Genomic DNA, 13201 nt, shown 5'->3' with positions numbered 1-13201 from the left:
GCGTCAGTCGCGGAAGACGACCCGGCGGAGCAGCACGAAGTTGATCGCGGTGCCCAGCCCCTGCGAGGCGGCCCACGCGAGGGTCACCCGCCAGGAGCTCTCCGGGAGCAGCGCCAGGCCGAGGGCGTTGGTCGCCAGGATCACCACGAACGTCGTGCCGTAGAGGACGGCGAACCCGGCGGCCCGCCGGGCGCCGCCGGTGGCCGCGAAGGTCCACCGGCGGTTCAGCGCGTAGGCGGTGGTGGTGCCGGCGGCGAAGCTCAGTGCCCGGGCGGCGTACGTGGCCAGCCCGAGGTGCAGGCCCAGGGCGTAGACGCCGAGGTCCACCAGGGCGCTGACGCCGCCCACGATCCCGAACCGCAGGAGCTGGCGGACCAACCCGTCGCCGGCCTCCTGCGCCATCGACCGCCTCCCCGCGTGTGCCCCCTTCTGCCGCGGGGGTGCCGGGAGTATCGCTGCCCGTGCCCTGGGCGGCCGGAGGGCGCCCCGGTTAGCCTGCCGCCGTGAGTGGAGGCAGCGGTCCGCGGGTGGAGCTGGTCCGGCTGGACCGCGCGGTGCTGCGCGCCCTCGCCGACGGCGACCTGGCGACCGCCGAGGCCGGCGCGCCGGTGCCGCTGAGCCCGTACCTGGCCGGCGAGGAGTGCCGCTGGGTGTGGAGCATCCGCGCCGCCCAGGTGCTGGTCGACCCGCCCAGCCTGGACTGGATCACCCGGGTGGTCTGGGACCCGGCCCGGCGACTGGCGGTCGGCAAGGCCGGCTTCCACGGCCCACCGGACGCCGCGGGCATGGTCGAGGTCGGCTACTCGATCGACCCCGCGCACCGCCGGCAGGGGTACGCCCGCGCCGCGCTCCGGGCCATGCTGGCCCGCGCCGCCGCCGAGCCCGCCGTCGCCACCGTGCGCGCCAGCATCGCCCCGGACAACGTCGTCTCGCGCGACCTCGTGCTCGGTGAGGGCTTCGTCGAGGTGGGGGAGCAGGTCGACGAGGAGGACGGGCTGGAGATCGTCTACGAGGTGGCGGCGGGCACTCACCTAGGCTGATCCGTCGTGCTGCTCCTCGCGCTCGACACCGCCACCCCGACGCTCGTCGCCGGGCTGGCGCGCTGGACGCCCGACGGTCGCACCGAGGTGCTCGCCGAGCGGGCGGTCCCCTCCGGCACGAAGCACGCCGAGCTGCTGACGCCGGCCGTCCAGGGCGTGCTCGCCGACGCCGGCCTGGCGCTGTCCGAGGTCGAGGCGGTCGTCACCGGACTGGGGCCGGGTCCCTTCACCGGTCTGCGGGTCGGGGTGGTGACCGCGGCGGCGATCGCCGACGCCCGCGGGCTGCCGGTGATCGGCGTCTGCTCGCTGGACGCGGTCGGCTCCGGGGCGCGCACGGTCGTCACCGACGCCCGGCGCAAGGAGGTCTACTGGGCCACCTACGCCGCCGACGGCACCCGGACCGACGGGCCGGCCGTCGTGCGACCGGAGGAGCTCGGGCTGCCCGGCCCGTTCACCGGCGACCCGGCCTTCGCCGCCCGGCTGGGCGCCGACGTCACGGCCGCCGACGTCACCACCGCGGGCCTGGTGCGCGCGGCCGGCCCCCAGCTGGCCGACCCGGCGTCCGCCGGGCCGCTGGTGCCGCTCTACCTCCGCCGGCCCGACGCCGTGCCGCCGACCTCGATCAAGGCCGTGACGCAGTGACCCGGCTGCGGCCGATGTCGCTCGCCGACCTGCCCGCGGTCATGGTGCTGGAGGAGGAGCTGTTCGCCCCCGACACCTGGACGGCGGCGATGTACCGCGACGAGCTCGCCCAGACCCGGACGCGGCACTACCTGGTGGCCGACGACGAAGGTGCGGTCGTCGGGTATGCCGGGCTCATCGCCTACGACGACGAGGCGCACGTGGCCACGATCGGCGTCACCGGCACCCGGCAGGGGGAGGGCATCGGCGCGCTGCTGCTGGACGCCCTGCTGGCCGAGGCCGACCGCCGGCGCAGCCCGGTGGTACTGCTGGAGGTCCGCGCGGACAACGAGCGGGCGCAGGAGCTGTACCGGCGGCGCGGGTTCGCCGAGATCGGCCGGCGGCCGAAGTACTACCAACCGAGCGGCACGGACGCCGTGGTCATGAAACGGGAGAGGCCGTGAGCGAGCCGCTGGTCATCGGGTTCGAGACCTCGTGCGACGAGACCGGCGTGGGCATCGTCCGCGGGCACACCCTGCTCGCCGACGCCCTCGCCACCTCGATGGCCGAGCACGAGCGTTTCGGCGGGGTCGTCCCGGAGATCGCCTCGCGGGCGCACCTCGAGGCGATGGTGCCCACGGTGCACCGCGCGCTGGACGAGGCCGGCATCGCGGCCTCCGACGTCGACGCCGTGGCCGTCACCTCCGGGCCCGGCCTGACCGGCGCGCTGCTGGTCGGGGTGGCCGCGGCCAAGGCGTACGCGCTGGCGCTGGACAAGCCGCTGTACGGCGTCAACCACCTGGCCGCGCACGTCGCCGTCGACGAGCTGCAGCACGGTCCGCTGGCCGAGCCCTCGATCGCGATGCTGGTGTCCGGCGGCCACAGCTCGCTGCTGCTCGTGCCCGACCTGGCCCAGGACGTGCAGTCGCTGGGGCGCACGATCGACGACGCCGCCGGCGAGGCCTTCGACAAGGTCGCCCGGGTGCTCGGCCTGCCGTTCCCCGGCGGTCCGCCGATCGACCGGGCCGCCCGCGAGGGCGACCCGCGCGCGATCGCGTTCCCGCGCGGCCTCACCGGCCCGCGCGACGCGCCTTACGACTTCTCGTTCTCCGGACTGAAGACCGCCGTCGCCCGCTGGATCGAGGCCCGCGAGCGGGCGGGCGAGCCGGTGCCGGTGGCCGACGTCGCCGCGTCCTTCCAGGAGGCGGTCGCCGACGTGCTGACCGCCAAGGCGGTGCGCGCCTGCACGGACCACGGCGTGGACCACCTCGTGCTCGGCGGGGGAGTGGCGGCCAACTCCCGGCTCCGTGCCCTCGTCGAGGAGCGCTGCGCCAAGGCCGGCATCGTGCTGCGGGTGCCCAGCCCCAGGCTGTGCACGGACAACGGCGCGATGGTGGCCGCGCTGGGGTCCCGGCTGGTCGCGGCCGGGGTGGCGCCGTCGGAGCCCGACCTCGGGGCGGACAGCTCCCTGCCGATCGACGTCGTCAGCCGCTGAACCTGAGGGCCGAAATGGCCACTTTGGCCCTACGTGACGTCGCAGACGAGCGCCGTGGGGGCGCCGGCGACCCGGGTGACGACGACGGTCGCCGTCCCCCTGGCATCGGTGCGCAGCTGGCGGGCGAGGGTCTCCGGCTCGATGGCCGAGCCGCGCTTCTTGACGACGACGCGGCCCACGCCGCGCGAGCGCAGCAGCGCCTTGAGCTTCTTCAGGTTGAACGGCAGCACCTCCTCGACCCGGTAGGACCGGACCCAGGGGCCGTCCGCCGCGGCGTCGGAGGTCAGGTAGGCGATCGTCGGGTCCACGAGCGTGGCGCCCAGCTGCGCGGCCACCAGCGAGACCAGCCCCGACCGGATGACCGCCGGGTCGGGCTCGTGCAGGAACGCGCGCACCGGACCGGCGGCTGCCGGGCCGGGGTCGGCGTCGGCGGTCAGCTCGTGCACCTCGCCGTCGCGCACCACGGTCGCCCGACGCCACGTGGTGGACACCGCCGGGCCCCAGAGCAGCGCCTCCACGATCGAGCCGCCGACCGACACCCACTCCGCCTCGACCCCGGCCGGCACGCGCTCGTGGTCCAGCCCGGGCGCCACCTTCACCACCGACGTGGGCACCTTCTCCAGCAGGAGCGCGACGGTCGACCACGGGGGCGACCAGCGGTCGGGGTCCAGCTGCCGCTTTCCGCCGGCCCGCCGGGCGGGGTCGAGCACGGCGGCGCCGCACCCGGCCACCTCGCCGCCACGGGCCGCCGCCACCAGTTCCACGGCATCGCCCGCGACCACCCAGACGTCGTCGGCGACCCCGAGCGCCTCGACGTTGACGGCGGTCAGCTCGCGGGCGACCGGGTCGAGGTCCACGGCCAGCACGCGGGCGCCGGCCCTGGCCAGCGCGATCGTGTCGGTGCCGGCCGCGCAACCGAGGTCGGCGACCGAGTCGCCGCCCCCGGCCAGCAGCCGGGTCGCGCGCCGGGCGGCCAGCTCCGGACGTCCGGCCTGCTCCAGGGCGTCGGAGGTGAACAGCATCCGACCGGCGTCCGCCCCGAACGTCGCCCGGGCCCGCTGCCGCTGGCGGGCGATGCCCCACGCCGGGCCGGCCAGGTCCGTCCCGACCTCGCCGCGCAGCCGGCTCAGCGCCGCGACCGGATCGGTCCCGGCGTCGAGCAGCGCCGACGCGAGGTCCAGCGCCGCCGCGCCCTCCGGCGTCGCCAGGGCGCGCAGCTGGCGGACCGTCTCGGCGGCCTGCTCCTCGGATTCCGGATCCACCTGCACAGCGTGGCGTACGGGCCGGTCCGGCCCGCCGTCACCCACCCCGGGGACCGGGTTGAGCGGCTGGCACTCTCATAGGTAGAGTGCCAAGCGACACGGGCTGGCGCCCGACCCCCGCGACGGCGGGTGCCCGGATCCCGTGCCACAGCATCAGCACCACAGCACCACCATCCACCAGCCGTCCGACACCGAAGGGGGCGTCACCGACGTGACGACCGCTACCAAGGTCAGCATCAAGCCGCTGGAGGACCGCGTCGTGGTCCAGGCCAACGAGGCCGAGACCACCACCGCCTCCGGTCTGGTCATCCCGGACACCGCCAAGGAGAAGCCCCAGGAGGGCACCGTCGTCGCCGTCGGCCCCGGCCGCATCGACGACAACGGCAACCGCGTTCCGCTCGACGTGAACGTCGGCGACGTGGTCATCTACTCGAAGTACGGCGGCACCGAGGTCAAGTACGCCGGTCAGGACTACCTCGTCCTCTCCGCGCGTGACCTGCTCGCCGTCGTGGAGAAGTGACCTCGCGCCACTAGCTCCACCACGTAGTTCTCCGACCGCCCCGGGCGACCCGAACTCGGGTCCCGGGGCGGTCGTCTTTTCCCGCATGCCCTGATCGAGAGGTCCCACATGGCCAAGATCATCAAGTTCAACGAGGACGCCCGGCGCGCGCTCGAGCGCGGCGTCGACAAGCTCGCCGACACCGTCAAGGTGACGATCGGCCCGCGCGGCCGCAACGTCGTCCTCGACAAGAAGTTCGGCGCCCCGACGATCACCAACGACGGCGTCACCATCGCCCGCGAGGTCGACCTCGAGGACCCCTACGAGAACCTCGGCGCCCAGCTCGCCAAGAGCGTCGCCACCAAGACCAACGACGTCGCCGGTGACGGCACCACCACCGCCACGGTGCTGGCCCAGGCGCTCGTGCACGAGGGCATGCGCAACGTCGCCGCGGGTGCCAACCCGATGGCGCTCGGCCGCGGCATGCGCGCCGCCGTCGACGCGGTCCACGCCGCCCTCGACGCCGCCGCGATCCCGGTGGAGAAGCGCGAGGCCATCGCCGAGGTCGCGACCATCTCCGCCCAGGACGCCGAGGTCGGCGACCTGATCGGCGAGGCGATGGAGCGCGTCGGCAAGGACGGTGTCATCACCGTCGAGGAGAGCAACACCCTGCACACCGAGCTGGACGTCACCGAGGGCCTCCAGTTCGACAAGGGCTACCTCTCGCCGTACTTCGTCACCGACCAGGAGGCCATGGAGGCCGTCCTGGACGACGCCCTGGTGCTGCTCGTCAGCGGCAAGGTCGGCGCGCTGGCGGAGCTGCTGCCGCTGCTGGAGAAGGTGCTGTCGACCGGCGGCCGTCCGCTGCTGATCGTCGCCGAGGACGTCGAGGGCGAGGCGCTGTCCACCCTGGTCGTGAACTCCATCCGCAAGACCATCAAGGTCGTCGCGGTGAAGTCGCCGTTCTTCGGTGACCGCCGCAAGGCGTTCATGACCGACCTCGCCGTCGTCACCGGCGGTCAGGTCGTCACCGAGGACGTCGGCCTCAAGCTCGACCAGGTCGGCCTGGAGGTGCTCGGCACCGCCCGCCGGGTCACCGTCACCAAGGACGCCACCACGATCGTCGACGGCGGCGGAACGTCGGAGGCCATCGGCGACCGCGTGGCGCAGATCCGCCGCGAGATCGACGCCACCGACTCCGACTGGGACCGCGAGAAGCTGCAGGAGCGGCTCGCGAAGCTGGCCGGCGGCATCGGCGTCATCCGGGTCGGCGCGGCCACCGAGGTCGAGCTCAAGGAGCGCAAGCACCGCATCGAGGACGCCATCGCGGCCACCCGCGCGGCGGTCGAGGAGGGGGTCATCCCCGGCGGTGGCTCGGCTCTGGTGCACGCGGCCGCGGCGATCGACGCGCTGGACCTCGAGGGCGACGAGCTGACCGGCGCCCGTGCGGTGCGGGTCGCGCTGGACGCCCCCGCGGTTCAGATCGCGGAGAACGCCGGCTTCGAGGGTCGCGTCGTCGTCGCCAAGGTGCGCGAGGCCGGCGCCGGTCAGGGCTTCAACGCCGCGACCGGCGAGTACGGCGACCTGGCCGGCCAGGGCGTCATCGACCCGGTCAAGGTCACCAAGGCCGCACTCGGCAACGCCGTGTCGATCGCCGCGATGATCCTGACCACCGACTCCGCGGTCGTCGAGGCTCCCGAGGAGGACCACGACCACGGCGGGGGCGGGCACCACACCCACGGCCACTCGCACGGCGGGCACGGCCACAGCCACTGAGGAAGGACCCCCCTGCCCCCGCCGCTCGCAGGCTCGCGGCGGGGCCCTGCAGGGGGGCCGTTCCAGCACGTCACCACAACGAAAGGGCCGGTCCAGCGAATGCTGGACCGGCCCTTTCGGCGTTCGTGAGGGGTGTGTCAGACCCCGGCAGCGACTGCGGCGGGCTCGGCGGCGATCAGCCGGGTCCGCTCCTCCTCGCTCATGCCGCCCCAGACGCCGTAGGGCTCACGGACGGCGAGGGCGTGCTTCAGGCAGGCCTCCACGACCGGGCACCGCGCGCAGACGGCCTTGGCCGCGGTCTGCCGCCGCGCCCGGGCCGGACCGCGCTCGCCGTCCGGGTGGAAGAAGAGGGACGTGTTCTCGCCACGGCAGGCGCCGTGGAGCTGCCAGTCCCAGACCTCGGCGACGGGCGTCGGGAGTCTGCGGATGTCGGCCATGTCTCCTCCAGGACTCGAATCGAGCCGGAGAAGGGCTGTCCGGCTGCAAGGGGCCGGTGCCCGTGGCGTACGCGGGTCAAACACGGCCGATTCGCAACTTTTCACCCGTGTGTGCTGCGCCACCACCGTTCGGGGGCGCTCACCCCCGGGGGTGAGGGCGTCTGTCGGTACCCCCGTCAGTCGATCAAGGTGGCTCCAGGTCGCGCCGACGTCCGGGTGGGGGAGTTGCCCGGACACGTCTCGCGACCTGCGCAGAGGTGGAGGGCCCCCGGGTGGGAGCCCTCCGCCCGAGCGACACCCGGTGGGGGTCATCCCCGCCGGTGGGGGGACCGGCCAGTGGCCGGAGAAGCGAGGAGCAGGCGTGATCGAGGACAGGATGCGTGCCCCGGTGCACGGCGCGACCGTGTGGGTGTACGACGAGCGACGTCGGGTCCGTGACGACGTCGCCTCGCGGTTGGTCGCGCTGCCCTTCGTCGGCCGGGTGGAGGTCGTGGGCGACGCGCAGTCGCTGATGTCGCGACTGGCCGCGCGCACCCCCGACGTCCTGGTGGTCGGCACCCAGCGTGCCGTCGACACCGGGCTGTCGGCCGCGACGCAGGCGCTGCGGGGCAATCCCGGCCTGCCGGTGCTCGTGCTCGGTGCCCCCGACGACGCCGACAGCGTCCGCGCCGCCGTGGCCTTCGGTGCCCGCGGCTACCTCCGCTGGGACGCCAGCCCCATCGAGATGGGCCTGGGCCTCTCCCGCGTGGGACTGCGTGCCGACGGCGGCCGCATCCCGCAGCAGCCGGTGCCCCAGCAGCCGGTGCCCGCGTGGAGCGGAGCCGCCCCGCTGGCGGGCTCGGCGCCCACCACGGTGCGTTCGACGGTCCGCGACGCCGCTCCGACGGTCGCGCTGTCGATGCGCGAGATGCAGGTGCTCACCGGCATGAGCCAGGGCAAGAGCAACGCCCAGATCGGCCGTGAGCTCTACCTGTCCGAGGACACCATCAAGACCCACGCCCGGCGGCTGTTCCGCAAGCTGGGTGCCAAGGACCGTGCCGAGGCCGTCGCGCTGGGCTTCCGCCGCGGCATCATGGCCTGACCGCGAAGCGCTGAGCGCTCCCTTGCGCACGAGGGCGGGAATCCACGACCGGATTCCCGCCCTCGTGCGTATCCGGGTGTCTGCCCTGACAGCTCCCCGTGGAGGTCGAGCCGGGGGCGGCACCTGGCCGCGGTGCGATCCGGAGGATCGCGATGTGCTCAGTCCTCGCGGGCGTGCCGACCGCTGTGCCGGCCGCTGGGCTCGTCCTGCTCGGCTCGCGCCGCGACGCCGTCGGCGTACCCGCTGGCGTAGTCCCAGCTGACGTAGTCGTCGGGGTTCGGGTCGAACGGCGGCTCGTGCCGGCCGGTCTGCCCCTCCTCGAGGAGCTGGCGCAGGTTCGCCTGCATCAGCGCCCAGTCGACGTGGTGCTCCTCCTCGCAGTCGGGGCAGTCCACGACGATGCCCTTGATGCCCGTGGGTTCCAGGAGTGTCCGGAACACCTCGAGCTCGGCGAGGTCGTCGAGCACCCCGGCGCGCTCCTCCATGGTGAGTGGTGGCGCAGCGGGACGGTCGGCCGGACCGAAGTCCGGCCCCAGGGCGTCATCGAACGGGGACACACCTCCACGGTAGCCGCCGGACGGCCGGAACACCGCCCCCGATTCGCCGCCGCCTACGATCAGAGGTGGTCTCCCGCGTCCCAGCCGCGTCCCGACCGGCCCGATACCGAACTGCTGCGAAGGGTGGCCGCGCACATGCAGCCCGACTCCGTGCCCGAGCTGCCGGCGAAGTTCGCCCGCCTCGGACTCACCTACGACGACGTGCTCCTCGTCCCGGGAGCGTCCGACGTCGTCCCGGCCGAGGTCGACACCAGCAGCCGGGTCACCCGGCGGATCACGCTGGCCGTGCCGTTGCTGTCCAGCGCCATGGACACCGTGACCGAGGCACGCATGGCGATCGCCATGGCCCGTGTCGGGGGCATGGGCGTGCTGCACCGCAACCTCTCCGCGGAGGAGCAGGCCGGCCAGGTCGACCTGGTCAAGCGGTCGGAGGCCGGCATGGTCACCAACCCGGTCACCTGCTCGCCGGACAACACCCTGGCGGAGGTCGACGCCCTCTCCGCCCGCTACCGGATCTCCGGTGCCCCGGTCGTCGACGGCGACGGGGTCCTGCTGGGCATCGTCACCAACCGCGACATGCGGTTCGAGACCGACCAGAACCGGCTGGTGCGCGACGTGATGACGCCGTTGCCGCTGGTCACCGCGCCGGTCGGGGTCGACCCCGACGACGCTCTGGCACTGCTCAAGCAGCACAAGATCGAGAAATTGCCGCTGGTCGACGACGCCGGACGGCTGCGCGGGCTGATCACGGTCAAGGACTTCGTCAAGCGCGACCAGTTCCCGCTCAGCACCAAGGACGCCGACGGCCGTCTGGTCGTGGGGGCCGCCCTCGGCGTCGGCGAGGACGCGTTCAAGCGCGCCGGGCTGCTGGTCGAGGCGGGCGTCGACGTGCTCGTCGTCGACACCGCGCACGGCCACCAGCGCGCGGTGCTGGACATGGTCGCCCGGGTGAAGAAGGAGTTCGGCGGGGAGAACGGCGTCGAGGTGGTCGGCGGCAACGTCGCCACGCGCGCCGGTGCCCAGGCCCTGGTCGACGCGGGCGTGGACGCGGTGAAGGTCGGCGTCGGGCCGGGCTCCATCTGCACCACGCGCGTCGTCGCCGGGGTCGGCGTCCCGCAGATCAGCGCGATCTACGAGGCCTGGCTGGCCGCCGGTCCCGCCGGTGTCCCGGTCATCGCCGACGGCGGCCTGCAGTACTCCGGTGACATCGCCAAGGCCATGGTCGCCGGCGCCGACACCGTGATGATCGGTGGCCTGTTCGCCGGCGTCGAGGAGGCGCCCGGCGACCTCGTCTTCATGAACGGCAAGCAGTACAAGACCTACCGCGGCATGGGCTCGCTCGGCGCGATGCAGAAGCGCGGCAACCAGTCGTTCAGCCGCGACCGCTACTTCGCCGACGACGTCCTCTCCGACGACAAGCTCGTCCCCGAGGGCATCGAGGGGCAGGTGCCCTACCGCGGGTCGCTGTCCGGCGTCGCCCACCAGCTCGTCGGCGGACTGCGCGCCTCCATGGGCTACGCGGGCGCGGCCACGATCTCCGACCTCAAGGAGCGCGGCCAGCTGACCCGCATCACGTCCGCCGGCCTGGTCGAGTCCCACCCGCATGACATCCAGATGACCGTCGAAGCTCCCAACTACCGGGCCCGGTGACCGGGATGCGCATGTCAACAGGTCAGTCCGCCGAAGCACCGACCCACCGGGAGCGCTGAGCATGAGCGTGCGTGACACCGTCGAGATCGGGCTCAACCGCTTCGCCCGTCGCGGCTACGACCTGGACGAGGTGTCGATCGTCCCGTCCCGGCGCACCCGGGACGTCGACGACGTCTCCACCGCCTGGCAGATCGACGCCTTCCGGTTCGACATCCCGCTGGTGACCAGCCCCAGCGACGCCGTCATGAGCCCGGCCACGGCCGTCGCCGTCGGCCAGGCCGGCGGTCTGGGCGTGCTCAACGGCGAGGGCCTGTGGACCCGGTACGACGACCCGGCCCCGGTCTACCGCGAGATCGCCCAGGCGGCCGCGGCCGGCGCGCCCCCGGTGGCGCTGCTGCAGAAGGTCTACGCCCAGCCGGTGCAGCCCGACCTCATCACCGCGCGCATCAAGGAGATGAGCGACGCCGGTGTGACCACGGCGATCCGCGTCTCCCCGCAGCACACCCGGCAGCTGGCGCCGGCGGCACTCGCGGCCGGGGTCGACCTGCTGGTCATCCAGGGCACGATCGTCTCCGCCGAGCACGTGACCAGCAACGGTGATGCGCTCAACCTCAAGGAGTTCATCGCCGACCTCGACGTCCCGGTCATCGTGGGCGGTGCGGCCAACTACACGACGGCGCTGCACCTCATGCGCACCGGCGCAGCCGGCGTCATCGTCGGCGTCGGGGCCGACACCTACTCGACGACCGACGCCGTCATGGGCATCCGGGTGCCGCTGGCCAGCGCGATCGCCGACGCCGCCGCCGCCCGCCGGGACTACCTGGACGAGACCGGCGGCCGTTACGTGCACGTCATCGCCAACGGCCGGATCGAGACCAGCGGCGCGATCGCCCGGGCCCTGGCCTGCGGTGCCGACGCCGTCCAGCTCGGCGAGCCGCTGCGGGTCGCGGCCGAGGCGCCGGCCGGCGGCGTCTGGTGGGACTCGGTGGCGGCCCACCCGCGGCTGCCCCGCGGCGCCACCTCCGCCCCGATCGAGCCCGCAGGCTCGCTGGCGGACGTGCTGGGCGGCGCGGCCGAGAGCGCCGACGGCCGCACCAACCTCTTCGGTGCGCTGGCCCGCACGATGGCCAAGACCGGCTACCGGGACCTCAAGGAGTTCCAGCGCGTGGACCTGGTCATCGGCGGGGCGATCGGCGACGGGGGTCGCTGATGGACTTCCCGACCGTCCTCGTCGTCGACTTCGGCGCCCAGTACGCCCAGCTGATCGCCCGGCGCATCCGCGAGGCCGGGGTCTACTCCGAGATCGTGTCCTCGGGGGTCCCGGCCGCGGAGATCATCGCCCGCAAGCCCGCCGCGATCGTGCTGTCCGGCGGACCGTCCAGCGTCTACGCGCCCGAGGCGCCGCAGGTCGACCCGACACTGTTCGAGTCCGGGGTCCCGGCCTTCGGCATCTGCTACGGCTTCCAGGCCATGGCCGCCTCCCTCGGCGGCACCGTGGCCCGCACCGGCGACCGCGAGTACGGCGGGACGCCGCTGACGGTGACCACGCAGTCGCGCATGTTCGGGGCGCTGCCGGTCGAGCAGTCGGTCTGGATGAGCCACGGCGACGCCGTCAGCGAGGCGCCTCCCGGGTTCACCGTGACCGCCACCTCCACCGGCGCTCCGGTGGCGGCGTTCGAGGACGTCGACCGCAGGCTCGCCGGCGTGCAGTTCCACCCCGAGGTCCGGCACACCGCGCACGGGCAGACGGTGCTCGAGCACTTCCTCTTCGACATCGCGCGCCTGGAGCCCACCTGGACGATGAGCAACGTCGTCGACGAGCAGGTGGAGCGGATCCGCGAGCAGATCGGCGACCGGCGGGCGCTGTGCGCGCTCTCCGGCGGTGTCGACTCCGCCGTCGCCGCGGCGCTGGTGCAGCGCGCGATCGGGGACCGGCTCACCTGCGTCTACGTCGACCACGGCCTGATGCGCCAGGGCGAGACCGAGCAGATCGAGCGCGACTTCGCGGCCACCACGGGCGCGGACCTGCGGGTCGTCGACGCCGGCGAGCAGTTCCTGTCCGCGCTCGCCGGGGTCAGCGACCCCGAGGAGAAGCGGAAGATCATCGGGCGCGAGTTCATCCGGGTGTTCGAGCAGGCGGCCACCGACGTCGTCGCCGACGCCCAGGCCCACGGCGGAGGAGTCGACTTCCTCGTGCAGGGCACGCTCTACCCCGACGTCGTCGAGTCCGGCGGTGGCACCGGCACGGCGAACATCAAGAGCCACCACAACGTGGGCGGGCTGCCCGAGGACCTGCAGTTCACGTTGGTCGAGCCGCTGCGCACGCTGTTCAAGGACGAGGTGCGCGAGGTGGGCCGGCAGCTGGGCCTGCCCGACACGCTCGTGCAGCGCCAGCCGTTCCCCGGTCCGGGGCTCGGCATCCGCATCGTCGGCGAGGTGACCCGCGAGCGGCTGGACGTGCTGCGCAAGGCCGACGCGATCGCCCGCGAGGAGCTGTCCGCGGCCAAGCTGGACGGCGAGATCTGGCAGTGCCCCGTGGTGCTGCTGGCCGACGTCCGCTCGGTGGGCGTGCAGGGCGACGGTCGCACCTACGGGCACCCCATCGTGCTGCGGCCGGTGTCCAGCGAGGACGCGATGACCGCGGACTGGACCCGGTTGCCCTACGACGTGCTGGCGAAGATCTCGACCCGCATCACCAACGAGGTGCAAGAGGTCAACCGGGTGGTGCTGGACGTGACCAGCAAGCCGCCGGGCACCATCGAGTGGGAGTAGCGCGCGAGCTC

14 protein-coding genes are annotated in these 13201 nt (G+C 73.7%); 10 read left to right on the top strand and 4 right to left on the bottom strand.

All coding sequences use genetic code 11. The features are described 5' to 3' along the window. Window positions 1–3: 3 nt before the first annotated feature. The gene (locus GCU60_RS10565) at window positions 4–402 is read right to left on the bottom strand and encodes a GtrA family protein (RefSeq protein ID WP_163204943.1); all 399 of its coding nucleotides are present in this window, start codon (window positions 400–402) and stop codon (window positions 4–6) included. Between the two features lie 101 nt (window positions 403–503). Here GCU60_RS10565 and GCU60_RS21580 point away from each other — a divergent pair, with 101 nt between their 5' ends. From GCU60_RS21580 to tsaD, 4 genes are read left to right on the top strand one after another with little or no spacing between them, the layout of a single operon-like run. Then, window positions 504–1040, top strand: a complete 537-nt coding sequence (locus tag GCU60_RS21580; RefSeq protein ID WP_204261804.1) for a GNAT family N-acetyltransferase — start codon at window positions 504–506, stop codon at window positions 1038–1040. 6 nt (window positions 1041–1046) lie between these two features. Continuing rightward, complete coding sequence (gene tsaB, locus GCU60_RS10555; RefSeq protein WP_163204941.1) at window positions 1047–1682, top strand: tRNA (adenosine(37)-N6)-threonylcarbamoyltransferase complex dimerization subunit type 1 TsaB; 636 nt, start codon at window positions 1047–1049, stop codon at window positions 1680–1682. A gap of 14 nt (window positions 1683–1696) precedes the next feature. Continuing rightward, window positions 1697–2125 (top strand): ribosomal protein S18-alanine N-acetyltransferase, encoded by a 429-nt coding sequence (gene rimI, locus GCU60_RS10550; RefSeq protein ID WP_163204939.1) that lies wholly within the window; start codon window positions 1697–1699, stop codon window positions 2123–2125. Continuing rightward, window positions 2122–3156, top strand: coding sequence for a tRNA (adenosine(37)-N6)-threonylcarbamoyltransferase complex transferase subunit TsaD (tsaD, locus tag GCU60_RS10545; protein ID WP_163204937.1), 1035 nt, complete (start codon window positions 2122–2124; stop codon window positions 3154–3156). The genes rimI and tsaD overlap by 4 nt, the downstream gene beginning before the upstream one ends. 29 nt (window positions 3157–3185) lie before the next feature. Here the strand turns inward: tsaD and GCU60_RS10540 are convergent, their stop codons facing one another. Beyond that, window positions 3186–4418, bottom strand: a complete 1233-nt coding sequence (locus GCU60_RS10540; protein ID WP_163204935.1) for a THUMP-like domain-containing protein — start codon at window positions 4416–4418, stop codon at window positions 3186–3188. A gap of 142 nt (window positions 4419–4560) precedes the next feature. Between GCU60_RS10540 and groES the strand changes: the two genes are divergently transcribed. Beyond that, complete coding sequence (groES, locus tag GCU60_RS10535; protein ID WP_430537416.1) at window positions 4561–4938, top strand: co-chaperone GroES; 378 nt, start codon at window positions 4561–4563, stop codon at window positions 4936–4938. A gap of 108 nt (window positions 4939–5046) precedes the next feature. Next, the gene (gene groL, locus GCU60_RS10530) at window positions 5047–6693 is read left to right on the top strand and encodes a chaperonin GroEL (protein ID WP_163204933.1); all 1647 of its coding nucleotides are present in this window, start codon (window positions 5047–5049) and stop codon (window positions 6691–6693) included. Window positions 6694–6830: 137 nt separating this feature from the next. Here the strand turns inward: groL and GCU60_RS10525 are convergent, their stop codons facing one another. Next, window positions 6831–7130 carry a WhiB family transcriptional regulator gene (locus tag GCU60_RS10525; RefSeq protein ID WP_104523745.1) on the bottom strand — a complete coding sequence of 100 codons (300 nt, stop codon included), beginning with the start codon at window positions 7128–7130 and terminating at the stop codon, window positions 6831–6833. 361 nt (window positions 7131–7491) lie between these two features. On the opposite strand from GCU60_RS10525, the gene GCU60_RS10520 reads away from it, so the two are divergent. Next, on the top strand, window positions 7492–8211 hold the full coding sequence (locus GCU60_RS10520; protein ID WP_430537415.1) for a DNA-binding response regulator: 720 nt from the start codon (window positions 7492–7494) through the stop codon (window positions 8209–8211). Window positions 8212–8369: 158 nt separating this feature from the next. On the opposite strand, the gene GCU60_RS10515 is transcribed toward GCU60_RS10520, so the two are convergent. Further along, window positions 8370–8768, bottom strand: a complete 399-nt coding sequence (locus GCU60_RS10515; protein WP_163204931.1) for a DUF5319 family protein — start codon at window positions 8766–8768, stop codon at window positions 8370–8372. 135 nt (window positions 8769–8903) lie between these two features. Here GCU60_RS10515 and guaB point away from each other — a divergent pair, with 135 nt between their 5' ends. The 3 genes from guaB to guaA all read left to right on the top strand — a co-directional run bounded on the left by guaB (window position 8904) and on the right by guaA (window position 13190). Then, window positions 8904–10418 carry an IMP dehydrogenase gene (guaB, locus tag GCU60_RS10510; protein WP_163204929.1) on the top strand — a complete coding sequence of 505 codons (1515 nt, stop codon included), beginning with the start codon at window positions 8904–8906 and terminating at the stop codon, window positions 10416–10418. A gap of 61 nt (window positions 10419–10479) precedes the next feature. Continuing rightward, the gene (locus GCU60_RS10505; RefSeq protein WP_204261803.1) at window positions 10480–11628 is read left to right on the top strand and encodes a GuaB3 family IMP dehydrogenase-related protein; all 1149 of its coding nucleotides are present in this window, start codon (window positions 10480–10482) and stop codon (window positions 11626–11628) included. Next, window positions 11628–13190: a glutamine-hydrolyzing GMP synthase gene (gene guaA / locus GCU60_RS10500; protein ID WP_163204928.1), complete on the top strand. Its 1563-nt coding sequence runs from the start codon at window positions 11628–11630 to the stop codon at window positions 13188–13190. The genes GCU60_RS10505 and guaA overlap by 1 nt, the downstream gene beginning before the upstream one ends. The last annotated feature ends 11 nt before the right edge of the window (window positions 13191–13201 follow it).

The sequence above is a fragment of the Blastococcus saxobsidens genome (genome assembly GCF_010682065.1).
In the GTDB taxonomy this organism is placed as follows: Bacteria; Actinomycetota; Actinomycetes; order Mycobacteriales; family Geodermatophilaceae; genus Blastococcus; species Blastococcus saxobsidens_B.
This window is presented reverse-complemented; position numbering and strand designations above follow the sequence as displayed.

What these genes read in the sequence shown, in the direction of transcription:
- groL (WP_163204933.1), top strand. Translation starts at nt 5,047, where the DNA reads ATGGCCAAGATCATCAAGTTCAACGAGGACGCCCGGCGCGCGCTCGAG.
- GCU60_RS10505 (WP_204261803.1), top strand. Translation starts at nt 10,480, where the DNA reads ATGAGCGTGCGTGACACCGTCGAGATCGGGCTCAACCGCTTCGCCCGT.
- GCU60_RS10525 (WP_104523745.1), bottom strand. Translation starts at nt 7,130, where the DNA reads ATGGCCGACATCCGCAGACTCCCGACGCCCGTCGCCGAGGTCTGGGAC.
- rimI (WP_163204939.1), top strand. Translation starts at nt 1,697, where the DNA reads ATGTCGCTCGCCGACCTGCCCGCGGTCATGGTGCTGGAGGAGGAGCTG.
- guaA (WP_163204928.1), top strand. Translation starts at nt 11,628, where the DNA reads ATGGACTTCCCGACCGTCCTCGTCGTCGACTTCGGCGCCCAGTACGCC.
- guaB (WP_163204929.1), top strand. Translation starts at nt 8,904, where the DNA reads ATGCAGCCCGACTCCGTGCCCGAGCTGCCGGCGAAGTTCGCCCGCCTC.
- GCU60_RS10565 (WP_163204943.1), bottom strand. Translation starts at nt 402, where the DNA reads ATGGCGCAGGAGGCCGGCGACGGGTTGGTCCGCCAGCTCCTGCGGTTC.